This window comes from Amycolatopsis sp. WAC 04182, from assembly GCF_003947465.1.
GTDB lineage: Bacteria > Actinomycetota > Actinomycetes > Mycobacteriales > Pseudonocardiaceae > Amycolatopsis.
Window position 1 is genome coordinate 12,586 of the sequence record NZ_QHJJ01000010.1, and the last position, 22,245, is coordinate 34,830.

General features: G+C 69.5%; 21 protein-coding genes. 10 read left to right on the plus strand and 11 right to left on the minus strand.

The features are described from left to right. The first annotated feature begins 11 nt into the window (after positions 1 to 11). A complete protein-coding gene (recQ, locus tag DMH01_RS39670) occupies positions 12 to 1,853 on the plus strand; it encodes a DNA helicase RecQ (RefSeq protein ID WP_199745800.1) in 1,842 nt (613 codons plus the stop codon). Here recQ and DMH01_RS39675 read toward each other — a convergent pair. After that, positions 1,850 to 2,068 (minus strand): antitoxin, encoded by a 219-nt coding sequence (locus DMH01_RS39675; protein WP_016335889.1) that lies wholly within the window; start codon positions 2,066 to 2,068, stop codon positions 1,850 to 1,852. The two genes, recQ and DMH01_RS39675, sit on opposite strands and share 4 nt — an antisense overlap. A gap of 162 nt (positions 2,069 to 2,230) precedes the next feature. On the opposite strand from DMH01_RS39675, the gene add reads away from it, so the two are divergent. Continuing rightward, positions 2,231 to 3,205, plus strand: a complete 975-nt coding sequence (gene add / locus DMH01_RS39680; RefSeq protein WP_125684190.1) for an adenosine deaminase — start codon at positions 2,231 to 2,233, stop codon at positions 3,203 to 3,205. A 54-nt stretch (positions 3,206 to 3,259) separates the two neighbouring features. On the opposite strand, the gene DMH01_RS43460 is transcribed toward add, so the two are convergent. After that, positions 3,260 to 4,963, minus strand: a complete 1,704-nt coding sequence (locus DMH01_RS43460) for a cellulase family glycosylhydrolase (protein WP_233621855.1) — start codon at positions 4,961 to 4,963, stop codon at positions 3,260 to 3,262. Between the two features lie 207 nt (positions 4,964 to 5,170). Here DMH01_RS43460 and DMH01_RS39695 point away from each other — a divergent pair, with 207 nt between their 5' ends. After that, entirely contained in the window at positions 5,171 to 5,992 is an 822-nt protein-coding gene (locus DMH01_RS39695; protein WP_125684192.1) for a lytic transglycosylase domain-containing protein, read from the plus strand. Here DMH01_RS39695 and DMH01_RS39700 read toward each other — a convergent pair. Genes DMH01_RS39700 through DMH01_RS39710 form a run of 3 tightly spaced genes read right to left on the minus strand, consistent with a single transcriptional unit; the run spans position 5,989 to position 9,677 of the window. After that, complete coding sequence (locus DMH01_RS39700) at positions 5,989 to 7,338, minus strand: VWA domain-containing protein (RefSeq protein ID WP_125684194.1); 1,350 nt, start codon at positions 7,336 to 7,338, stop codon at positions 5,989 to 5,991. The two genes, DMH01_RS39695 and DMH01_RS39700, sit on opposite strands and share 4 nt — an antisense overlap. After that, complete coding sequence (locus DMH01_RS39705; RefSeq protein WP_005155088.1) at positions 7,335 to 8,216, minus strand: MoxR family ATPase; 882 nt, start codon at positions 8,214 to 8,216, stop codon at positions 7,335 to 7,337. The genes DMH01_RS39700 and DMH01_RS39705 overlap by 4 nt, the downstream gene beginning before the upstream one ends. 21 nt (positions 8,217 to 8,237) lie before the next feature. Beyond that, positions 8,238 to 9,677, minus strand: coding sequence for an MFS transporter (locus tag DMH01_RS39710; protein WP_125684196.1), 1,440 nt, complete (start codon positions 9,675 to 9,677; stop codon positions 8,238 to 8,240). Between the two features lie 62 nt (positions 9,678 to 9,739). Between DMH01_RS39710 and DMH01_RS39715 the strand changes: the two genes are divergently transcribed. From DMH01_RS39715 to DMH01_RS39725, 3 genes are read left to right on the plus strand one after another with little or no spacing between them, the layout of a single operon-like run. After that, positions 9,740 to 10,696 carry a YafY family protein gene (locus DMH01_RS39715; protein WP_233621856.1) on the plus strand — a complete coding sequence of 319 codons (957 nt, stop codon included), beginning with the start codon at positions 9,740 to 9,742 and terminating at the stop codon, positions 10,694 to 10,696. 10 nt (positions 10,697 to 10,706) lie between these two features. Continuing rightward, a complete protein-coding gene (gene mgrA, locus DMH01_RS39720) occupies positions 10,707 to 11,741 on the plus strand; it encodes an L-glyceraldehyde 3-phosphate reductase (RefSeq protein ID WP_125684198.1) in 1,035 nt (344 codons plus the stop codon). Positions 11,742 to 11,790: 49 nt separating this feature from the next. Then, positions 11,791 to 12,537 carry a class I SAM-dependent methyltransferase gene (locus DMH01_RS39725; RefSeq protein ID WP_125684199.1) on the plus strand — a complete coding sequence of 249 codons (747 nt, stop codon included), beginning with the start codon at positions 11,791 to 11,793 and terminating at the stop codon, positions 12,535 to 12,537. Here DMH01_RS39725 and DMH01_RS39730 read toward each other — a convergent pair. From DMH01_RS39730 to sigC, 5 genes are all read right to left on the minus strand, one after another. Continuing rightward, on the minus strand, positions 12,524 to 13,339 hold the full coding sequence (locus DMH01_RS39730; protein WP_125684201.1) for an aldo/keto reductase: 816 nt from the start codon (positions 13,337 to 13,339) through the stop codon (positions 12,524 to 12,526). The two genes, DMH01_RS39725 and DMH01_RS39730, sit on opposite strands and share 14 nt — an antisense overlap. Positions 13,340 to 13,348: 9 nt before the next feature. Beyond that, on the minus strand, positions 13,349 to 14,590 hold the full coding sequence (locus DMH01_RS39735) for a CdaR family transcriptional regulator (RefSeq protein ID WP_125684204.1): 1,242 nt from the start codon (positions 14,588 to 14,590) through the stop codon (positions 13,349 to 13,351). A 140-nt stretch (positions 14,591 to 14,730) separates the two neighbouring features. Continuing rightward, complete coding sequence (locus tag DMH01_RS39740) at positions 14,731 to 15,186, minus strand: (2Fe-2S)-binding protein (protein WP_125684206.1); 456 nt, start codon at positions 15,184 to 15,186, stop codon at positions 14,731 to 14,733. A 16-nt stretch (positions 15,187 to 15,202) separates the two neighbouring features. Then, a complete protein-coding gene (locus DMH01_RS39745; RefSeq protein WP_125684208.1) occupies positions 15,203 to 17,449 on the minus strand; it encodes a xanthine dehydrogenase family protein molybdopterin-binding subunit in 2,247 nt (748 codons plus the stop codon). A 180-nt stretch (positions 17,450 to 17,629) separates the two neighbouring features. Then, positions 17,630 to 18,199 (minus strand): RNA polymerase sigma factor SigC, encoded by a 570-nt coding sequence (sigC, locus tag DMH01_RS39750; protein ID WP_034324554.1) that lies wholly within the window; start codon positions 18,197 to 18,199, stop codon positions 17,630 to 17,632. 58 nt (positions 18,200 to 18,257) lie between these two features. Between sigC and DMH01_RS39755 the strand changes: the two genes are divergently transcribed. The 3 genes from DMH01_RS39755 to DMH01_RS39765 all read left to right on the plus strand — a co-directional run bounded on the left by DMH01_RS39755 (position 18,258) and on the right by DMH01_RS39765 (position 21,089). Beyond that, positions 18,258 to 18,986: a zf-HC2 domain-containing protein gene (locus DMH01_RS39755; RefSeq protein ID WP_125684210.1), complete on the plus strand. Its 729-nt coding sequence runs from the start codon at positions 18,258 to 18,260 to the stop codon at positions 18,984 to 18,986. Positions 18,987 to 19,193: 207 nt separating this feature from the next. Continuing rightward, a complete protein-coding gene (locus tag DMH01_RS39760) occupies positions 19,194 to 20,396 on the plus strand; it encodes an ROK family protein (protein ID WP_125684212.1) in 1,203 nt (400 codons plus the stop codon). 339 nt (positions 20,397 to 20,735) lie between these two features. Then, on the plus strand, positions 20,736 to 21,089 hold the full coding sequence (locus tag DMH01_RS39765) for a nuclear transport factor 2 family protein (RefSeq protein ID WP_125684214.1): 354 nt from the start codon (positions 20,736 to 20,738) through the stop codon (positions 21,087 to 21,089). Here DMH01_RS39765 and DMH01_RS39770 read toward each other — a convergent pair. Continuing rightward, positions 21,086 to 21,592 (minus strand): PaaI family thioesterase, encoded by a 507-nt coding sequence (locus DMH01_RS39770; RefSeq protein ID WP_125684216.1) that lies wholly within the window; start codon positions 21,590 to 21,592, stop codon positions 21,086 to 21,088. The two genes, DMH01_RS39765 and DMH01_RS39770, sit on opposite strands and share 4 nt — an antisense overlap. Positions 21,593 to 21,664: 72 nt before the next feature. On the opposite strand from DMH01_RS39770, the gene DMH01_RS39775 reads away from it, so the two are divergent. Further along, a complete protein-coding gene (locus tag DMH01_RS39775) occupies positions 21,665 to 22,231 on the plus strand; it encodes a TetR/AcrR family transcriptional regulator (protein ID WP_233621857.1) in 567 nt (188 codons plus the stop codon). Positions 22,232 to 22,245: the final 14 nt, after the last annotated feature.

The following is a 22,245-nucleotide window of genomic DNA, read 5'->3' on the forward strand; positions in this document are numbered from 1 at the left end:
GAATCGTCCGGGTGGCAGCCCCCGACATCGGTACCTCGGAAGTCTCGGAAGCCCTTGAAACGCTGAACCGCGTCTTCGGCTACGACGACTTCCGCGGCGACCAGCACGCCATCGTCGAACACGTCATCGCAGGCGGTGACGCGCTCGTCCTCATGCCCACCGGCGGCGGCAAGTCGCTGTGTTACCAGATCCCGGCGCTGGTGCGGCCGGGCGTCGGCGTGGTGATCTCACCGCTGATCGCGCTGATGCAGGACCAGGTCGACGCGCTGCGCAACCTCGGCGTGCGCGCGGGTTTCCTCAACTCGACGCAGGACTACGCCGAGCGGAACAGGGTCGAGGCCGCGTTCGTCGCCGGCGAGCTGGACCTGCTGTACCTGGCCCCCGAGCGGCTCTCGGTCGAATCCACCGTGCGGCTGCTCGACCGCGGCAAGATCTCGCTGTTCGCGATCGACGAGGCGCACTGTGTCTCCCAGTGGGGCCACGACTTCCGGCCCGATTACCTGATGCTGTCCGCGGTGCACGAGCGCTGGCCGGACGTGCCGAGGATCGCGCTCACCGCCACCGCCACCAAGGCGACGCACGCCGAGATCGCGTCCCGGCTCAACCTGGAGGACGCGCGGCATTTCGTCGCGAGCTTCGACCGGCCGAACATCCAGTACCGGATCGTCGGCAAGAACTCGCCGCAGCGGCAGCTGCTGGAGCTGCTGCGCACCGAGCACAAGGGCGACGCGGGGATCGTCTACTGCCTGTCGCGGAACTCGGTCGAGAAGACCGCGGATTTCCTGGTCGAGAACGGGATTCCGGCGGTGCCGTATCACGCCGGGCTGGACGCGCGGACCCGTGCGAAGCACCAGTCGCGGTTCCTGCGCGAGGACGGGCTGATCGTCGTCGCGACGATCGCGTTCGGCATGGGCATCGACAAACCCGACGTACGGTTCGTCGCGCATCTGGACCTGCCGAAGTCCGTCGAGGGCTACTACCAGGAGACCGGCCGCGCGGGCCGTGACGGGCTGCCGTCGACGGCGTGGCTGGCGTACGGCCTCCAGGACGTCGTCCAGCAGCGCAAGATGATCGACATGTCGGAGGGGTCCGAGGCGCACAAGCGGCAGCTGAGTGCCCACCTCAACGCGATGCTGGCGCTGTGCGAGACGGTCGAATGCCGTCGTGTGCAGGTGCTGAACTACTTCGGGCAGCGGAGCGAGCCCTGCGGCAACTGCGACACCTGCCTGGCGCCGCCGGAGACCTGGGACGGCACGGTCCCGGCGCAGAAGATCCTGTCGACCATCGTCCGGCTGCAGAACGAGCGGCGCCAGAAGTTCGGCGCGGGGCAGATCATCGACATCCTGCTCGGCAAGTCGACGCCGAAGGTGACGCAGCACCGGCACGATTCCCTGAAGGTCTTCGGGATCGGCACGGAGCTGAAGGAGCCCGAGTGGCGGGCCGTGGTGCGGCAGCTGCTGGCGCAGGGGCTCGCGGCGGTCGAGGGCGACTACGGCTCGCTGGTCCTGACCGAGGGCAGCGCCGAGGTGCTGAACGGGGAACGGAAGGTCCAGCTGCGGCGCGAGCCGGAGCGAGCGGCGAAGGCCGCGGCCCGGTCCAGCGCGAAGAAGGCCGCGGCCGCCGACATGCCCGCCGAGGCGGCGCCGGTGTTCGAGCTGCTGCGGTCGTGGCGGGCCGCGGCGGCGAAGGAACAGGGGGTGCCCGCGTACGTGATCTTCCACGACGCGACCCTGCGCCAGATCGCCACCAAACGGCCCACCACGCTGCAGGAGCTGGGTACCGTCAGCGGCGTCGGCGAGAACAAGCTCGCGAAGTACGGCGAGCAGATCCTCGAGACGCTAGCGGACGCCTAGTGCTCGTAAGGCCGGCGCGGCGGCCGTCCGGTCATCCCGTCGACCTTGCGCACCGCGCCGTCGATCTGGCTGTGGTACTTGCCCTTGGTCTTGTGGTCGACGAAGGTCGCGGCCTTGTTCACGACCTTGGAGACCTTCTCGGGGTTCTTCCGCACGTAGGCGCGCACGGCCCCGGCGGTGCCGGCCAGGGCGGTCAACTTCCGCAGTAGAGGCACTGTGGTCCCTTTCCTCGGGGTCGTCTGGTGTCCTGCTCAACGACCGGTGGTGGTCACTGGGTTCCCCGGAGCGCGCCAAATCACTCATTTCGGATACCCGCGCCGGTCGGAGCACGGAAAACGGGGCGCGCGAGGCCGGTCCAGGCCGCTAAGTTCGGTCTCATGCGGGATCTTTCGCTGCTGCCCAAGGCCCATCTGCACGTCCACCTCGAAAGCACCATCCGGCCGGGCACTCTCCGTGATCTCGGCGAGGCGAACGGCATCGCCGTACCCGCGGAACAACCCGTGTTCGACGGCTTCCGCGCGTTCGGTGACTACAACGCGCTGCTGCGCTCCTGCCTGCGAAGGCCGGAGGACTTCGAACGGGTGGCGCGCGAGTTCTGCGAGGACCAGGTCGCGGACGGCGTCCGCTACGCCGAGGTCACCTTCACGGCGGCTTCGCACGGCGAACGGCTGGGCGAGCCGGACATGCCGCTGGCTGCTGTCCTCAAAGGACTCTCGACGGGGGCGGCCGAATCCGGGCTCCACTGGCGGGTGCTGCTGGACCACTCGCGCCGCCGGTCGGTCGAACGTGCCCGGCTCACCCTCGACCTGGCACGCCGGTACGCGCCGGACGGGGTGTTCGCGATCGGGCTCGCCGGGGAGGAGAAGTACCCGCTCGCGCCGTTCGCCGGGATCTGCGACGAGGCCGAGGAGGCGGGGCTGCACCTGATCCACCACGCCGGGGAGGACGCCGGCCCGGCCAGCATCCGCGAGGCACTGGAGGTCGGGCACAGCGAACGGATCGGCCACGGCATCCGGATCCTGGAGGACGTCGCGCTGGTGGCCGAGGTGCGGGAGCGCGGTATCGCGCTGGAGGTCTGCCCGTCGTCGAACGTGACGCTCGGGCTCGTGCCCTCGTTCGAGGAGCACCCGCTCCCCCGGCTGGTCGACGCCGGGCTCGTGGTCACGCTCAGCACCGACGTCCCTTCGGTCACCGGGACGACGCTGACCGACGAGTTCCTGCGCACCCGCGAGGCGTTCGCCTACGACGATCTCGCGCTCGCCGGCCTCGCCCGGGCGTCCGTCGACGCGTCCTTCGCGCCCACCGAGCTCAAGCGGTCGATCCACCAAGAGATCGACGCCTGGCTGGCCTGACGCGTTCAGTCCTCTGATCGCGACGGTCGCAATCAGAGGACTGAACGCAGGAGGTCAGCCGGTCGGGAAGTCGTCCGGCGTGCGGATGCGGTCCCGCACCCAGACACCGGCGGGCTTCAGCATCGAAGTGCCGGTGAAGGAGTTCCCGGCGCAGGTTCCGGTCTTGAACACGGCACCGGAGCGGAAGTCGTCGGAGAAGTTCCAGTTTGTCCAGCCGATCTTCTTGGCGGCCAGCAGATCCAGGTACTTCTGCGAGTACGTGAAGTCGTTCCCGCCGTCACCCGTGTAGGTCTGGGTGCCGAATTCCGTGACGAACACCGGGATCCGGTCCGCGGTCCGCGCCAGTGCGTCGTAGTGCTCGTCCTGATGCGACGCCGCGTAGAAGTGGAACGTGTACATGATGTTGGTGGCGTCGACCGGGTTGTTCAGGATGTCGTTCTCGTCGCGGCCGTCGGAGATACCGAAGGTCGACCAGCCGTGTGTGCCGAGGAAGACGACGCTGTCCGGGTCCTGGGCGCGGATGACCGGGATGACCTCTTCGGCGTACCGCTTCACGTCCGCCCAGCTGACGCCGTTCGGTTCGTTCGCGACGTCGTAGATGATGTTGACCTTGTCCTTGTGCCGCTGGGCGATCTCGGCGAAGAAGGTCTTCGCGAGGTGGGTGTTCGCGTTCGGGTCACCGGGGTCGAGCTGGTGCCAGTCGACGAGGACGTACATCCCGCGTTTCGTCGCCTCTTCGATGTAGTTGTGCATCATGTCGGTGAATTTGCGCGGGTTGCTCTCATAGCCGTCGTCCTGGATGTACATGGCGACACGCAGGATGTCGGCCTTCCAGTCGTTGGCCAGCGCGTCCAGTGAGGCGGTCTTCACGCATTGGCTGTACCACTGGATCCCGTGGGTGCTCATCCCCCGAAGCTGGATGGGCTTGCCGTACTGGTTGCACAGTTTGACGCCGCAGACGTGGAGCTTTCCGTTGATGGACACCGGTGTCCCACTGCCGCACGCCGGAGTGGTGGCGGAGACGGCGACGCTCGGCGCGGAGGTGTTCCCCGCCGCGTCGTGGGCGACCACCGTGAACGAGTAGGCCGTCGAAGCGGCGAGGCCGGACACCGTCGCGGGCGGATTCACCGTCGTGGCAACGGTTTGCCCGTTCCGCAGGACGCGGTACCCGGTGACGCCGACGTTGTCGGCCGACGCCTGCCAGATCAGGGTCACACTGCCGCAGGTCACGTTCGACGTAGTGGGCGAGCCCGGCGCCGTCGGCGCTTCGGTGTCGTTGGAGCCGCCACTGGCCTCGACCGAAAGCGAGTCCGCGTTGGGGCCGCCGTTCGCCGTGACGGCGGTGGTGCGGATCTTGTTGCCGCCCGCGGCGAGGTTCACCGTGGTGGTGACGGTGCGCCAGGTCGTCCACGCGCCGGTGCCGGCGAACCCGAGGTCGTCGACGGCGATGGAACCGTTGACGGTGATGTCGAGCGGGCGATTGGCGGTGGTGCCGTTGGCGTAGCGGAAGGTCAGCGTGTGCTGTCCGGCCTGCGCCGCGTTGACGGTGTACTCGACGTAGCTGCCGGCGACATTGTCGTAGTTCACGAAGCCGGATCCGGTGAAGCCCGTGTGATTGGATTCGACCACGCCGCGCGAGATCGTCGCGTTCTCGGACTCGTAGCGGACGGGAGCCGCGGAAGCGGCCTGGGCGGAGATCGGGACCGAGGCGGCCGCGAGCACCGTGACCAGCGCCGCCCGCCATCTTGGGCGTACCACTTTGTGCCTCCTTCAGAAGCGTCGTTGCGTTCCGTGAAGCAGGGGCGCGGCGAGCCCTCGTTAAGAAACCTTCCTAACGCGGACTAGTCTCACCATCCGGCCGAAGCGCTGTCAACCGGGCAAAGGGGGCGATCACACCCCGTGGGCCGCATCACCCGGACGGCGGGGCACACAACTTCTCCACAACCGTCACGTACCGTGGAACCGGTGACCGCTTCGTCCCCTTCGGCACTGGACCTCATGGACCAGTGGCAACCGCCGCCCCAGAGACGCGGCCCGCGTGGCTGCGTGATGCTCGCGCTCCTGGTCGTGGGCGCCTTGGTGGCCGGCGCCGTGTGGGTCGTGGTGAGCCTCAACGACCGCGAGCCGGTGCCGGTGAAACCCGAATTCGTCGTCCCCTCGCTCAAGCCCGCGCCCCGTTCGGCCATCCCCGGCGACGCCGGACCGCTGCCCGCGGAGCCCGCGAAGGACGCCTGGATCGCGAAGGTGTCCGAGAACACGGACATTCCTCCACGCGCGCTGCGGGCCTACGTGAACGCCGCCGAGAAGACCGCGAAGACCACTCCACGCTGCGAAATCACCTGGGCGACGATCGCTGGGATCGGCCGGACCGAGTCCCAGCACGCCCGCCACGACGGTTCCCGCGCCGGTGAGGACGGCGTCGTGACGCCGCCGATCGTCGGCATCCCGCTCGACGGCTCCCCCGGCGTGCTGGCGGTCGTCGACACGGACAAGGGCGCCCTCGACGGCGACGCGAAGTGGGATCGCGCGGTCGGTCCGATGCAGTTCCTGCCCGCCACCTGGAAGCGGTACGGCGTCCGCGCGAGCGGCGACGGCGCCGCGCCGGACCCGCAGAACATCGACGACGCGGCGATGACGACCGCGCGGTACATGTGCGCACGGGGCGGCGACCTCGGAGATCCCGCCGGCTGGTGGAGCGCGGTGCTGACCTACAACAACTCCACCGCGTACGGGCAAGAAGTGTTCAGCAACGCCGACGCCTACGGGAAGGCCGCGCTGAAGCCTTAGGCGGGCAGAAGCCGGGTCACCAGCCGCGTCAGCTGGTGCACGTTCCGGCATTCGTGCATCTCGACGACCTGGGCGTACGCGTGCGCCTCGGAGTCCCCCGTGGACCACAGCGCGGTCCGCTCGGGATTGAGCCAGTACGTATGCCTCGCGGCGGCGGCGATCCCGCGCACCGCGTCCAGGTTCGGGTCGCCGCCGTTGGTCCTTGCGTCCCCGAGGATGAGCAGGGATGTCTTGGGCCCCACGGCATCCGAGTAGCGCTCGGCGAACTCGCCGAGCGCGTGCCCGTAGTCGCTGTGCCCGTCCCAGCGGGTCAGTTCCGCGTCGGCGAGGATGCGCGCGCCGAGGTCTTCCGGATCGGCGGCGCCGGTGTCGACGAGGTGGGTGATCTCGTCGCACGCGTCGATGAACGCGAACACCCGCACCTTGCTGAACTGGTCGCGCAAGGCCTGCACCAGCAGCATGGTGAAGTTCGCGAACCCGGCCACCGAACCCGACATGTCGCACAGCAGCACGATTTCCGGCCGCCCCGGCCGGTGCCGCCGGTACGACGGCCGCATCGGGACGCCGCCGGTGGACAGCGAGCGCCGCAGCGTCCGGCGCAGGTCGATCTGTCCGCGCGCGTGTCGCCGTCGCCGGGCGGCCAGCCGGGTGGCGAGTTTGCGCGACAACGGCTGGACGACGCGGCGGAGTTCGGCGAGTTGCGCGCGGCTGGCGAGCAGGAAATCGACGCGGTCGGCCGCCGGAGGGACGGCGTGCCGCGAGACCCGTTCCCTGCCACGGACTTCCGCCACCCTGCGACGCGCTTCCGTCCGCACCAACCCGCGGAAACCTTCGACCCGCCGCCGGACGTCGTCGCGGTCCAGTCTGTCGGTGAAATCCTCCTGTACGCCGGCACGGATCGCTTCGAGCACGCGGACCACGAGCGTCTGCGGCTGAAGCCGTTCCAGCGTCTGGTGCGCCGACCAACCGCCGCTGCCCGACGTGCCGCCGTACTCCCCCAGCATGTCGACGGCGAGCCCGGCCAGCTGTGTCAGTTCCGTCTGGTCGTCGGCGGCGAGCGCGGCGGCGAGCCGGTCCCGCAACGCGGCCAAATCTTCGACGGGGTCCTGGGACGGCGCGCCGACGCCGAGCGGGAAATAGATGTCGAACGTCGCGTCGAACACCGCGCGCTGGCCGCCGCGCCGGACCAGCGCCGCCGCGAGCCCTTCGCGCATCTGCTCACGTGAGGCCAGGCCCAGTACTTCGAGTGCCGCGGCGGCGTCGACCGTCTCACTGGGACCCGCCGGGATCCCGTGCTCCCGCAACGCTTCCACGAATTCGACGAGCCTGCCCGGCACACCGCTCACGAGTCGAGGACCTTGCCGAGTTCCAGCCGCGCGTCCGCCTTCACGACGTCGTCCTGGTGCTTGAGGATCACGCCGAGACTCGCGCGGACGACGTCCTCGCCGAGGCTGTCCGCGCCGAGCGCCAGCAGCGTGCGGGCCCAGTCGATGGTTTCGGCGACCGACGGCGCCTTGCGCAGTTCCATCGCCCGCAGCGCGGTGATCACCTTGACCACCGACGCGGCGAGCGCGTCGTCGACGCCCGGCACCTTGAGCCGCACGATGCGCTGTTCCAGTGCCGCGTCGGGGAAGTCGATGTGCAAGAACAGGCAGCGGCGTCGCAGCGCTTCGGAAAGCTCACGCGTCGCGTTGGAGGTCAGCACCACGAACGGCTTGCGCCCGGCGGTGATCGTGCCGAGTTCCGGGACGGTGATCTGGAAGTCGCCGAGCACCTCCAGCAGCAGCCCCTCGATCTCGACGTCGGCCTTGTCGGTCTCGTCGATGAGCAGGACGGTCGGCTCGTCACCCTTGATCGCCGTCAGCAGCGGCCTGGCCAGCAGGAACTCTTCACCGAAGATGTCGTTGCGGGCTTCGTCCCAGGTCTCGTCCTTGCCCGCCGTGATCCGGAGAAGCTGCTTCGCGTGGTTCCACTCGTACAGCGCGCGGGACTCGTCGACGCCTTCGTAGCACTGCAACCGCACGAGCCGGGAGCCGCTGGCCTGCGCGACCGCCTTCGCCAGCTCGGTCTTGCCGACCCCCGCGGGGCCCTCGATCAGCAACGGCTTGCCGAGGGCGTCCGCGAGGAACACCGTGGTGGCGACGGCCGCGGAGGCCAGGTAGCCGGTGTCGGCGAGCTTCGCCGTCACGTCTTCGACGGATGTGAAGTACCCGGTCCCAGCCACGCGGCCTCCCAGCTCGATCGCCTACCCGGCCGACTCTACGTCGCGGATCCGCTTCGGCAGGAGGAACCCGACCGCGAACGTGAGCAGCACCATCACCGCGACCACCCAGAACGTCCGCTGGGCGGCGTCGGTCGGGTCGGCGGTTCCGGCGTCGAAGAACACCGTGCCCAGCAGCGCCAGACCCAGCGCGCCGCCGACCTGCTGGAGCGACGTCAGCGCGCCCGACGCCGACCCGGCCTCCGACGGTTCCACTCCGGACAGCGCGATCTCAAAGTACGGCCCCATGATCAGGCCGGAACCGATCCCGACCACCAGCAACGCGGGCGCGATCTGCCACGGCCCCGTCTCCGGACCGAGGAGCAGCAGCAACGCGACCACGCCGGCGGTCATGATCAGCGCACCGGTGTGCAGCACCTTGCGGCCGTGCTTGCGCACCACCTGCACCAGGCCCATCCCGACGATCATCCCCAGCGACATCGGCACGCCGGTCAGCCCCGCCTTGAGCGGCGAGAAACCGAGCCCGAGCTGCAGGTACAGCGTGAAGACGAGACCGAAGCCGGAGAACGCGGCGAAGTAGATCGTCCCGGTCGCCATCCCGGCGAGGAAGCTGCGCTTGCGGAACAGGCTGGGCTCGACCAGCGGATCACCGCCGCGACGGCTCTTGCGCGTCTCGAACCACGCGAAGACGCCGAACACCACGACCGCCGCGGCCATCATCGCGAACGTCCACAGCGGCCAGCCGTACTCGCGGCCCTGCACCAGCGGGAAGACGATCAGCAGCGCGCCGGTCGTGGCGAGCAGCGCGCCGGGGATGTCGAGTTTGAGCGAACCGCCGGGCCGGGACCCGGGAAGGAACTTGATCGCGGCCAGCACCGCCAGCGCGCCGATCGGCAAGTTGATCAGGAAGATCATTCGCCAGCCGGTGCCGAAGAAATCGGCGTCGACCAGCCAGCCCGCGAGGATCGGGCCACCGACCGCGGCGAGCCCCATCACCGGGCCGAACATGCCGAACGCGGACTGAAGCTCCTTTCCGGCGAACATCTCCTTCATCATGCCGAGGCCCTGCGGGACCATCGCGGCGCCGAACAGGCCCTGCACCACCCGGGCGGTGATGATCATTTCCGGGTTCACCGCGATCGCGCAGAAGAGCGAGCCGACGACGAAACCGATCGCGCCGATCAGGAACATGCGTTTGCGGCCGAAGATGTCGCCGAGCCGCCCGCCGGTGAGCAGGCCGGACACCATCGCGAGGGTGTAGGCGACGCCGAGCCACTGGATCATCGCGGTGCCGCCGCCGAGCGACTCCCGCATGACCGGCCCGGCGATGCTCGTGACCGTCATGTCGAGCAGTTCCATCACCGAACCGGTCAGGATCACGAACAGCGCGGGCCAGCGCCAGCGGTAGGACTTCTCCACGTTTTCCGTGGTCACACCGCTCGGGGTGTCCAGTGTCATCGTCATGGGAGCAACGCTAAAGTCAATTCCGGCCACTTTCTGACCGGAATCGGAGCGAACCTGGATTCATGGCGAATACGAGCGCGCGGATGCTGCGGTTGCTGTCCCTGCTGCAGACACACCGCTTCTGGTCGGGGATCGAACTGAGCGACAAGCTCGAAGTGAGCGAACGGACGCTGCGGCGCGACGTCGAGCGGCTGCGCGAGCTGGGCTATCCGGTCAACGCGAGCCGCGGTGTCGCGGGCGGCTATCAGCTGCGGTCGGGCACGGTCATGCCGCCGCTGCTGCTGGACGACGAAGAGGCCGTGGCGATCGCGGTCGGCCTGCGGACGGCGGCGAGCGGTTCGGTGGAGGGCATCGAGGAGACGTCGGTCCGGGCGCTGACGAAGGTCGTCCAGGTGATGCCGCCCCGGCTGCGCAGGCGCGTCGACGCGCTCCAGGCGTACACGACGCCGGCGGCCGTCACGGGTCCGCGGGTCAACGCGGCCAGCCTGACGGTGATCGCGCAGGCGTGCCGGGACGACGAGCGGCTTAAGTTCGACTACGCGGCGCGCGGCGGCGAGGAGTCCGCGCGGCTGGTCGAGCCGCACCGGCTCGTTTCGCTCGGACGGCGCTGGTATCTGGTGGCGTGGGACCTCGACAGGGTGGATTGGCGCACTTTCCGCGTCGACAGGCTCAGCGACCCTCGCACCACCGGCGCCCGTTACCGGCCGCGCGAGATCCCCGGCGGCGACGCGGTCAAGTTCGTCGAAGCCCAGATCAAGGCCAGGCCGACCACGCATACGCTCGTAGTCCGGGTCGAGGCGCCGAAAGACCGCGTCGAGTCGGCGGTGCGGTACCTCGGTGGCGCGCTCGAAGCGATCGACGAGACGTCCTGCCGTCTGACGATGAACGTCGACACCTTCGACTGGCCCGTCCTGATCCTCGCCGCCATCGGCGCGCCCTTCGAGGTCGAAAGCCCTTCGGCGTTCAAAGATCACCTCGGCACCGTCGCCACCCTCTTCTCCCGCGCCTCCGGCGGCTAGCATCGGGCCGGTGAGCACCTATGTCGCGGCCGAGGGCCGATACGAGAGCATCCCCTACCGCCGCACCGGGCGCAGCGGACTGAAGCTGCCCGCGATCTCGCTGGGTCTGTGGCACAACTTCGGCGACGACAAGCCGTTGGGCACCCAGCGGGACATCGCGCGGCGCGCGTTCGACCTGGGCATCACCCATTTCGACCTCGCCAACAACTACGGCCCGCCCTACGGTTCGGCCGAGGAGAACTTCGGCAGGCTGCTGGCTTCGGATTTCAAGCCCTATCGCGACGAACTGGTCATCTCGACCAAGGCGGGCTACGACATGTGGCCCGGCCCGTACGGCGAATGGGGCTCGCGCAAGTACCTGCTGTCCTCTTTGGACCAGTCGCTCGGCAGGATGGGCCTGGACTACGTCGACATCTTCTACTCGCACCGCTTCGACCCCGAGACGCCGCTCGAAGAGACGGTCGGCGCGCTCGACACCGCCGTCCGTTCCGGGCGCGCGCTGTACGTCGGCATCTCGTCGTACTCGTCGGAGAAGACCGCCGAGGCCGCGCGGCTCCTGCGCGAACTGGGCACCCCGTTGCTGATCCACCAGCCGTCGTACTCGATGTTCAACCGCTGGCTCGAAGGCGACAAACTGCTCGACACGCTCGAAGCCGAAGGCGCGGGCTGCATCGCTTTCTCGCCGCTGGCACAGGGCCTGCTGACCAGCCGCTACCTCGACGGCGTTCCCGAGAATTCCCGTGCGGCGCAAGGAAAGTCGCTCAACCCGGACACGATCACCGAGAACACCCTAGGCAAGATCCGGGCGCTGAACGAGATCGCCCAGCGGCGCGAGCAGACGCTCGCCCAGCTCGCGCTCGCGTGGGGCCTGCGCGACCCGCGGATGACGTCGGTGCTGATCGGCGCGAGCAGCGTCGCCCAGCTGGAGGACAACGTCGGCGCGCTGAAGAACCTGCACTTCACCAAGGAGGAGCTGGCCGAGATCGACCGCTACGCCACCGAGGCCGACATCAACCTCTGGAAGCGCTCGACCGACGCCGGATAGCACCCGAAATCGCGTTGCCCCACTCGGCCGGAGAGCCGAGACTGCGGACATGACGTTCGAAGATCTGCTCGCCGAAGGAGAGGCCGTCCCGGTCGAAGGCTGGGACTTCTCGTGGTTCGAGGGCCGGGCCACGGAGGAACGGCCGCCGTGGGGCTACTCACGGCTGCTCGGCGAGCGGATGGCGACGGCCGCCGCCGGGCTGGACCTGCAGACCGGCGGCGGCGAGGTGCTCGCGGGCATCCCGAAACCGCCGCCGGTCCTCGCCGCCACCGAGGGCTGGCCGCCGAACGTCGAGGTCGCCCGGAGGACCCTCGCGCCGCTGGGCGGCGAGGTGGTCGAGGCCGAGTACGACGCGCCCTTGCCCTTTCCCGACGAGTCCTTCGATCTGGTGAGCAGCCGTCATCCGATCGCGAACCCGTGGCGGGAGATCGCCCGCGTACTTCGTCCGGGCGGAACCTTTCTGTCGCAACAGATCGGCGCCGGCACCGTGCGGGAGCTGAAGGAATTCTTCCTCGGCCCGCAGGACTACGGCGACTGGACGCCCGACGTGCTGCGCGTCGAGGCGGAAGCCGTCGGGCTGCGGGTCGAACGCCTCGAACCGGCGAAACTGCGGATGGAGTTCTTCGACCTCGCCGCGGTGGTGCACTTCCTCCGGAAGGTGATCTGGATCGTGCCGGGGTTCGAGGTGGAGAAGTACCGCGACCGGCTCGCGGAACTCCACCGGATGATCGAGACCGACGGGAAGTTCGTCGCGCACTCGCGGCGAGTGCTCGTGGAGGCCGTCAAGCCGTCGTAAGCCGCTTCAGCTGCTCAGCCGTCAGCTCAACCTCCCCCGCCGCGAAGTTCTCCTCCAAGTGCGCGATGCTCGCCGTTCCCGGGATCGGCAGTATCACCGGCGACCGCGCGAGCAGCCACGCGAGCCCGACCTGCGCCGTGGTCACGCCGAGCTCCGCGGCGATGGCCGTGAGCGCGGCGGTGGCGGAAGACGCGGCGCCGAGCACCGGACGCCAAGGCAGGAAAGCGATCCCGGCCGCCTCGCACGCGTCCAGCACCGCCTCGTACGAGCGGTCCAGGAGGCTGTAGCGGTTCTGCACGCTCGCGATGTCCACGATCTCCCGCGCCCGCGCGAGTTCGTCGACGGTGACCTCGGACAGCCCGATCCGGCCGATCTTGCCTTCGTCACGCAGGTCTCGTAGCGCGCCGAGCTGGTCGGCCAGCGGGGTTTCCGGGTCGAGGCGGTGCAACTGCAGCAGCTCGATCCGCTCGACTCGCAACCGCCGCAGGCCCTCGTCGACCTGCACCCGCAGCGATTCCGGCCGCGAGTCGTACTTCCAGTCGTCGCCGGTCCGCACGACGCCGACCTTGGTGGTGATCACCAGATCGTCCGGGTACGGGTACAGCGCTTCCGCGAGGAGTTCCTCGTTGGCACCGCCGCCGTACAGGTGCGCGGTGTCGATCAGGGTGATGCCGAGCTCCACGGCCCTTCGCGCCAAGGCGATGGACGCCTCACGCGCGGGACCGGCTTCGGTCGGCAGGCGCATGGCGCCGAAACCGAGACGGTGTACGGGCAGGTCTCCGCCGACGGCGAACTGTTCCATACGGCGAACCTAGCGCAGCGGGTCCCTCGGCGAGGGCAGATGCGAGGTGTCCGGGAACAGGTGGAGCGCCCTCAGGGCGGCGCCGAGTTCGGCGATGTCGGCCGGATCGGTCAGCGAACGGCCCAGTTCCTCCGAAATCCGCTTCAGCCGGTGCCGGATCGTGTTGGGGTGACAGAACATCCGCTCGGACGTCAGTTTCGTGGAACCCTGGCATTCGAACCACGCCCGCAACGTCAGCAGGAGCACGTTCCGGTCGTCGCCGGGCAGGTCCAGGATCGGCCGCAGCACGTGGTGCGCGAGCTGAACCGACGCCTCGGGCGCGCTGGCGACGAGACCGGCCAGCGGGGATTCGTTGAACTGCACCATTCCCGTCGAGCCCGGCATCAGGCTGGAGAGCGCGACGCGGGCGAGATGCAGTGCGCGGGAGGTGTTGCCGAGGCCGGTGAACACCGGGCTGACCCCGATCCGGCCGGTCTGGTTCTCCCGCAGCAGCTCGATGATCACCTGGGAGGCCACCGGATCCCGCATCGAGACCACCCCCACCTGCAGGTCAGGGGTGAGCCGCCAGGCGGATGCGTGATGCCGTTCGCGGAGCCGGTTTTCGATCTGGGGCAACGGTTCGTGCCCGACGCGCGGGGTCTCGGCGGCGACGACCACATACGTCCCGTCGAGCGAGAGTTCCAGCACGCGCGCGATGTCCCACAGCGTGCCCTCGGTGGCCGCGCCGCCGGCGAACAGCGCCTCGACCAACGCGGAACGCCTGCTTTGGTGCGCCAGCATGACTTCGGCGGTGGTGTCGCGGTACGTCGTCGTCAGCGCCTCGGCGTAGTCGTCGATCAGCGCCCAGATCGCCGACGTCGCGGCGACGAGGCCGCGGAGATCCTGGTGCTCGCTCGAAGCGGTCAGGTCGACGAACCGGTTCCACACCTCGGTGAGCCCGATCCGGTAGGCCCGCAGCAGTTCCGGCAGCGGCGCGCCCTGCAGCGCGCGGGCGCGCCCGGTCGCCCTGGCCTGAGTGAGGTCGGGTTCCTCCGTGCCGCGCAGGGTCCGCATGACGAACTCGAGGTTGTTCCGCACTGACGTCCGCAGTTCGGCGAGGCTGACGAACTGCGCGTCGCGGTACACCGGCATCTCGGCACGGATCTGCCCGACAGTGCTGTCGATGAGCGCCGGCAGCTGCTTTTCGACCTCCACGGCCAGTTCGGCGACGACGGCGGCCGAACCTTCGCGGAGCACCGTTCGGTAGTGCATGGACGTCCTCCGGGGCAGGGACTCCTCGTCGAGTCCCTGGGGACGTCATCTAACACGACTTGCCCGGAGGTGGCCTGTCGAAGCCGGGTGGCACCGCCGGTGCGGCGGAAAATCGGGATTTCCACCGCACCAGCGGGTTTTCACAGCTTCGCGGCCGCGCTCTTGATGGCTTCGCGGATCCGGAAGTAGGTGCCGCACCGGCAGACGTTCTGGATCGCATCGATCTCGGCGTCGGTCGGGTTCTTCGTCTTCTTCAGCAGCGCCACCGCCGCCATGATCTGCCCCGGCTGACAGTAGCCGCACTGCGCGACGTCCTGCTCCAGCCAGGCTTCCTGCACCGGGTGCAGGTCGTCACCGTCGGCGAGGCCTTCGATCGTGGTGACCTCCTTGCCCGAGCAGTCGGACACCGGCGTCACGCACGGGTTGAACGCCTCACCGTCGAGGTGGCTGGTGCAGGCCTTGCAGACGTTGATCCCGCAGCCGTACTTCGGGCCGCGGACGCCGAGCTTGTCCCGCAGCGCCCACAGCATGGGCAGATCCGCGGGCGCGTCGACGGTGACGGTCTTCCCGTTCACCGTGAAGGTGTAGTTGGGCATCGAAAACTCCTGGAGGTCAGCGGGGGAAGGGGTCGAAGTCGATCGGGAAGTTGATCGGGAAGCTCCGCGGCTTGATGCCGGTCGCCCGCGCGTAGGCATTCCCGATCGCGCCGACCGGCGCGGGCACGCCGAGTTCCCCGGCGCCGCCGATCTCGCCCGTCTCCGGCATCACGTGGATCTTGACGTCCGTCGGCGAGTTCTTCTGCCGCGCGTAGTGGAACTGCGAGTAGCTGCCCTCCAGCGGCAGCCCCTTGTCGATGTGCAGACCCGCGGTCAGCGTCGTGGCGATGCCGTCGGTCAGGCCGCCGAGCATCTGCGCCTCGATCCCGCGGGGGTTGATCGGCTTGCCGACGTCGACGGCGATGGTCGCCTTGGTGACGCGCGGTTTCTTCGGGTCCCGGGCGTCCATTTCGACGAGGCAGGCGGTGTACGACTTGTACTCGCCGTGCACGGCGACACCCTGCGCGAAGCCCTTGGGCATCTTCTTGCCCCACTCGCCGAGTTCGGCGACCTTGTCCAGCACCGCGCGCTGCCGGTCGTTCTTGATGAACTCGCGCCGGAACTCGACCGGGTCCTTGCCGAGTTTCGCGGCGATCTCGTCGACCATGATCTCTTCCGCGCCGCGCGTGCTCGCGGAGTACACCGATCGCCAGGCACCGGTGTGGAAGTCGACCGGGACCTCGTTGAGCAGCTGTGTGGTGACGCCGAAGTTGTACGGCGACTTCACCGTCAGCAGGAACACCGTCTGCGCGAAGCTCAGGTTGCCGCCGACCGGCAGTTCCGCGGCGAAAGCGGTCAGGACCTCGCCGAGCCCGTGGCTCCAGTCGGTTTCCACGCTGGCGACACGGTGCTCGAAGGTGAGCACCTGGCCGAGCGCGAAGGTGGCGCGGATCTTGTGGTGGCTCGCGGCCCGGGCGCGGCCGTGGCGCATGTCGTCGATACGGCTCCACATCAGCCGCACCGGCCGCTTGAACGCCTTGGACGCGCGCGCGGCCTCGATGGCGCCGTCGGAGAACAGCCGTCGGCCGAAGGAACCGCCCGCCTGCTGGACGTGCACGGTGACCTTGTTCTCCGGCAGGCCGAGTTCCTGCGCGATGTTCTGCTTCGCGAGGATCGGGACCTTCATCCCGGACCAGATGGTCGCGCTGTCCTCCCGGACGTCGGCGACGGCCGAGTTGGTCTCCAGCGGGGCGTGGCTGGCGAAGGCGAAGTCGAACTCGCCGTCGACGTACTGGGTCAGCAGCGGCGGCACGACGAACGGCAGCGCGGCGGCCTGCAGCTTCTTCTTGATCGTCGCGTTGTTCTCGCCGTCGACGGTGCCGCCGTTCCAGGTGACGTCGAGGGCGTTCTTGCCGTCGAGCGCCTGGCCGAAGGTCTCGGCAAGCACCGCGACCCCGGTCTTGATCACGGCGACGTCGATGACGCCGGGCATCGCGCGGACGGCGGCCTCGTTGTTGACCTGCTTGACCGTGCCGTTGATCGTCGGCGGGCGGCGGACCATGACCGGCTTCGCGCCGGGGATGTCCAGGTCCAGCGTGTACTGGAGTTGCCCGGTGACCATCGCGCGGGCGTCCTTGCGCGATTGCGGCGTGCCGACCAGTTTGTGCGCGGACTCCGCCTTCGGGGTGGCGGTGAGCTTGCCGAGATCGGCGCGGGCGGCGGGTTTGGCGAGCGCGCCGTAGCCCGCCCGGCGGCCGTCGGGCGCGATCACCGCACCATCCCTTGTGGACAGACGGGCGGCATCGGCGCCCCACTGACGGGCGGCGGCCGCGACCAAGCGGGCGCGCGCGGCGGCGGCAGCGGTCCGCACCGGGGTGTAGAGCGAGCGCATCGTGTTGGAACCGCCGGTCAGCTGGTTGAACAGCAGTTCGGAGCGGGCGTCGGAGAGGACGACGTCGACGCGGTCGAGCGGCAGGTCCATCTCCTCGGCGACCAGCATCGCGTTCGCCGTGGTGATGCCCTGGCCGACCTCGGTCCGCGGCAGCTCCAGCCGCACGCGGCCGTCTTCGCGGACTTCGAGGACGAGAAGGCCGGCGGTGGGGGCGTTCGACAAGATCAGCACGTCGCCGAGGTCGAGGATCTCGGCCGGGCCGGGCGGCGTCGGGATGACGGCTTCGGCCTCTTCGGGCGCGACGGTGTCGATGCCGATCTTCGTGGCGATCGTGAGCGTGGGCGCGGCGACGAGGAAGCTCAGGAACCGGCGACGGCCGAGGCCGCCGGAGTCCGGAGCCTCGCCTGGGGTTCCAGTGGTGGGACTGGCCATCGGGAAGATCCCTTCGAGAGCGCGCGGAGAAGGCGGGGACCCTCGCGCGGCCTGGGGTCGGATGGCGACACGCTAGGCATCGGCATTCGGCCTAGTCAACGCGCAGTAGTCGGGTCGCCCCATCTGTGTGACGAGGTGACAGCGAACGGCCCCGAATGTGTGGCGCGCCACAGCGAGGGGCTAAATGGAGTCGCGCTCCCGGCCCGCTTCGAGCAGGTCCTCGCGGGCACGCGCGACACGCGAACGCACGGTGCCGACCGGGCAGCCGCAGATCTCGGCGGCCTCGGCGTACGAAAGCCCCAGCACCTGGGTGAGGACGAGGACCTCGCGCCGCTCCGGGTCGAGCCCGTCGAGCAGCATCCGCAGCTCCACCAGGTCCTCGAAACCGGCGACGCCCTCCGCCTGACGGGCGCCACGCCGTTCGGCCGTGGCCTCCCAGTCGACATCGGCGAGCTTCGGGCGCGCCGAAGCGGCCCGGATGCGGTCGACGACGACGCGGCGCGCGATCGACAGGAGCCAGGTCCGCGAAGAGGACCGGCCGGCGAACCGCCGCAGGCTGCCGAACGCGCGCAGGTACGTCTCCTGGGTGAGATCGTCCGCGGCGCCGACGTCGGCGAGGTGCGCGACGAAACGCCAGACGTCGGCCTGGGTGGCACGCACCCAGTCCTCGAGCGCCCGCCGGTCGCCGCGGGCGGCGGCGAGAGCGAGCTCGGTCACCCGCTCGTCGTCGTGGTTGCGCGGCCCGGCCATACGGGAAACGTAGCAGCGTCCCGGGAACCGGGGCAGGCCCGCGCCCGACAAGTGAGACGTGAAGTGCGAGACCTGCCGCGAGGCCCTGTCGGCCCGGCTCGACGGCGAAACCGAACCCGCCCCGCCCGAGGTGGTCGACCGGCACGTGGCGGGCTGCCCCGCCTGCCGGTCGTGGCTCTCGCGCGCCGAAAGGATGCACCGGGCGATGGCGCTGCGGCCCGCTCCCCCGGTCCCGGACCTCACCGCCGTCATCCTCGAACGCACGCCCGCCCCGCCGAGCGAGGGCTGGCCCGCCAGGATCGCACTCGCACTGGTCGCGATCGCGCAGCTCGGTCTCGCCTTCGCCCAGCTGCTGGGCGTCGAAGACCACACCGCCGGGCACGGCACGGAATCCCTGATCGGGCACCTCGCCCACGAAAGCAGCGCGTGGAACCTCGCCGTCGGTGTCGGGCTCGGCTGGGCGGCCGTCCGCACGAAGGCGGCGTCCGGGCAGCTGCCCGCGCTGACCGGTTTCGTCGCGCTCCTCCTGGCGTTGTCGGCGGGCGACCTCGTCACCGGACAGGTCACCGCGGGGCGCGTGCTCACCCACGGGTTGGTCGTCGCCGGACTGCTGCTGCTGTACGTGGTGAACCGGCAGCACCGGCTGCGCAACCGCCCCAGCCCGGCGACGACGGCCGGCTACCCGGATTCCCGCAGCACCGAAATGGACCATGAGACCGGCGAGGTCCCCGAACGGCCCCGTCAGCACAGGGGTTTCCGGCGCCCGGCGAGCCGTCACGTCGCTTGACCGCTTGGTCTAGACCATTACCGGTCACTGGGAGCACGCGCCCGGATACCGGGTGAATCACGGGTTTTCGCGCGCGGCGTGCGCGATTCGCGACGCGGGCACGTTTATCGTTCGCCTGGGACCACCGAATGTAAACCTTCTTGCCCATTTCGGGCCGGACCCGGATAACTTTGGTGGAACACCTTGGTTCGACAGGAGGCGAAGCTCGTGGTTGGCGCAGAAAACCCACCCGTCGGCACCCCCGCCGGGATGCGGAAGATCAATCAGCGCGCCGTGCTGGACCTCCTGCGCCGCAGCGGCCCGGCGACACGGCCGCAGGTCGCGAAGGACACCGGACTTTCGAAACCCACGGTGAGCCAAGCGTTACTGGCGCTCGAAGCGGCCGGTCTCGCCAGGGCGACCGGGCACACCTCGACCGGCACCGGCCGGTCCGCCGTCCTCTACGAAGCGGATCCCACGGCGGGCTACGTCCTCGGTGTCGACATCGGACGCGAGCATCTCCGTGTCGCCGTCTCGGATCTCGGCCACACCGTGGTCGCCCGCCGTGACGAGCGGAACACCTCGCGTTCGGGCACCGCGCTCGTCAGCGCGGTGGGCGCCCTCGCGGCGGCGACCGTGCGCGAAGCGGGACTGTCCCAGGCCGACATCGTCGTGCGGGTCCTCGGCTCCCCCGGCGTCGCCGACCCGGACAAACGCTGCTTCCGGCACGCGCCGAACCTGCCCGGCTGGGGCAAGGCCGGCCTGCTCGACGAACTCGAAGCCGTCCTCGGCCCGGACCTCATGGTCGAGAACGACGCGAACCTCACCGCCGTCGGCGAGTGGGAACGCGGCGCGGCGCGCGGCGCGTCGGTGTTCGGCTGCATCACCATCGGCACCGGCGTCGGCATGGGCGTGATGGTCGACGGCCAGGTCTTCCGCGGCGCGACGGGCGCGGCGGGCGAGATCGGCTACCTGCCGTACGGCCAGTCGCACGCACCAGGCGAGGGCGAGGACTCCCCGCCGGTCCGCGGCCACCTCGAAGAGGCGACGGCGGCGCAGTCCGTCGTCCGCGGCGCACGGGAACTCGGCCTCGGCACGGCGAAATCGGCCCGCGAGGTCTTCCGCCTCGCCCGCGACGGCGACGAACTCGCCCTGCGCGCCGTCGAGGCGGAGGCCGACAGGCTCGCGTACACCGTGGCGTCGGTGGCGGCGGTGATCGATCCCGAACTGATCGTGCTCGGCGGCGGGATCGGCACCGCGGCCGATCTGCTGCTCGACCCGATCGACCGCGCCCTGCGCTCGTTCACTCCCCTGGTCCCCTCGGTCGTCCAAGGCGAACTGGGCGACGACGGGGTGCTGACCGGCGCGATCAGCGTCGGCTTGCGCGCCGCCGAGGGCCTGGTCTTCGAACGCAAGGTGGGCGCGGCCTAGGCCCGGGTGGTACTCGCGTTCGGTCGCCGAGGGACCGAGTCTTCACCCCGTGCGATCACTCGACGTGGTTGATGGGGCGTGAGCGTTACCGCGGGTGAGGGGTGTGTGGAAATAGGGACGTTCAACGTCCCTATTTCCACACACCCCTCGCGTCACCGGCGGTCTGGCCGTCGTGACCGGTCCGGTCACGCGGGACCGTGTGGATTTCTGGTCATCCAACGCACCGAAATCCACACAGTGCGTCCTGGGGCCGGACGTTCCGCAGGCCCGCTGACCGGAACCCCTCCATAGGCAAGCCTTTACCTCCGCGGTAATCGACAGTGCGGGGACGATGTTCCTATGACCACAGCCAAGAAGATCGTCCTCGACTGCTTCGAGAACCTGTTCGTGCACAGGGACTTCGCCGCCGCCGGGGTGAACGTGCACCCGGACTTCGTCACGCACAGCCCGGGATTCCCCTCCGGCCGTGACGCTTTCGTGGAAGCGATGCGGACTTCGCCGATGGCGGGCGCCGACGTCTCGGTGAAACGCGTGATCGCGGACGAGGATCACGTCGTCGTGCACCTGCACGTGGTCCCGCCCGGCGAAGAATCCGGGACGGCCGTCGTCGACATCGTGCGCGTGGCGGACGGGCTCATCGTGGAGCACTGGGACGTCAAGCAGCCGGTGCCGCCCGGCGCGAAAATGTTCTAGGGCTTGATGATCAGGCAGGTGCTCGACGCCGTCGCGAGCACTTTGCCCTGCCCGTCGCGGATGTCGCCCTCGGCGAACGCGACGCGCGAACCGGCCTTCACGACCCAGCCGTGCGCGCGGATCTCCCCCACCGAGCCGGAAATGGCGCGCAGGTAGTTCACCTTCAGTTCCACCGACGTGTAGCCGACACCGGCGGGCAGGGTCGAGTGCACCGCGCACGCCACCGCCGAATCCAGCAGGGTCGCCGCGACCCCGCCGTGCACGGTCCCGATCGGGTTGTACAGCGACTCGTCCGGCGTCGCGGCGATCACGACGTCGCCTTCGGCCACGCTCACCCAGCGCATGCCGAAATGGGCCGAGATCGGCGCCGGCGGGATCCTGCCCTCGGCGATACCGGTCAAGTAGTCGAGCCCGGACAGTTCCCGGCCGAGCCGGGCGGTGGGCAGCGGATCCTGCCAGGTCACGGTCTTCTGCCTGGTCTGCCCGGTGACATCGGTGGTCATGGCCGCCTCCTAAGACGATCGTCCTAGGCTTTCCTAAGACGGTCGTCATAGTCAAGGGCTATGCTGAGCGACGTGTCCGACACCACCACTCGCGAGCGGATGATCTCGACCGCGATGACGCTCTTCCGCCGCGAGGGCTACCAGGCGACCTCGTGGCGGCGGCTGGTGGAGCAGGCCGGGACGCCGTGGGGGTCGGCGTACCACCATTTCCCCGGCGGCAAGGAACAACTCGCGGTCGCCGCGATCGGGCTCGGCACCGCCGTCGTGGCGAAGACGGTCCGCCGTGCTTTCCAGCGCAACGAGACCGTCGAGGACGCCGTGGCCTGGTGGTATCGCAAGGCGGGCGAGGCGCTGGCGGCCGACGACTACCGCGGCGGCTGCCCGCTCGCCACGATCACCCTGGAGATGGCACACGCCTCGCCTGCGATCACCAAGGCGTGTCAGGACGCGTTCGCCGCCTGGCACACGCTGCTCGTCGAACTCCTCAGCGATGTCAAGGATGTCAAGGACCCCGAAGACATCGCCACGGCCATCATGAACAACCTCGAAGGAGCCCTGCTGGTCAGCCGGGTACACCGGTCGTCCGACGCACTGGACCGGGCCGCGCGGCATGTCGCGCTCGTGCTCCGGGCCGCCTGACGAAGCCGAGCGAG

Excerpts from the sequence above, each read along its gene's own strand:
- add (WP_125684190.1), top strand. The coding sequence starts at position 2,231 with ATGCGGGATCTTTCGCTGCTGCCCAAGGCCCATCTGCACGTCCACCTC.
- DMH01_RS39710 (WP_125684196.1), bottom strand. The coding sequence starts at position 9,677 with ATGACGATGACACTGGACACCCCGAGCGGTGTGACCACGGAAAACGTG.
- DMH01_RS39715 (WP_233621856.1), top strand. The coding sequence starts at position 9,740 with ATGGCGAATACGAGCGCGCGGATGCTGCGGTTGCTGTCCCTGCTGCAG.
- DMH01_RS39725 (WP_125684199.1), top strand. The coding sequence starts at position 11,791 with ATGACGTTCGAAGATCTGCTCGCCGAAGGAGAGGCCGTCCCGGTCGAA.
- DMH01_RS39730 (WP_125684201.1), bottom strand. The coding sequence starts at position 13,339 with ATGGAACAGTTCGCCGTCGGCGGAGACCTGCCCGTACACCGTCTCGGT.
- DMH01_RS39735 (WP_125684204.1), bottom strand. The coding sequence starts at position 14,590 with ATGCACTACCGAACGGTGCTCCGCGAAGGTTCGGCCGCCGTCGTCGCC.
- DMH01_RS39740 (WP_125684206.1), bottom strand. The coding sequence starts at position 15,186 with ATGCCCAACTACACCTTCACGGTGAACGGGAAGACCGTCACCGTCGAC.
- DMH01_RS39745 (WP_125684208.1), bottom strand. The coding sequence starts at position 17,449 with ATGGCCAGTCCCACCACTGGAACCCCAGGCGAGGCTCCGGACTCCGGC.
- sigC (WP_034324554.1), bottom strand. The coding sequence starts at position 18,199 with ATGGCCGGGCCGCGCAACCACGACGACGAGCGGGTGACCGAGCTCGCT.
- DMH01_RS39765 (WP_125684214.1), top strand. The coding sequence starts at position 20,736 with ATGACCACAGCCAAGAAGATCGTCCTCGACTGCTTCGAGAACCTGTTC.
- DMH01_RS39770 (WP_125684216.1), bottom strand. The coding sequence starts at position 21,592 with ATGACCACCGATGTCACCGGGCAGACCAGGCAGAAGACCGTGACCTGG.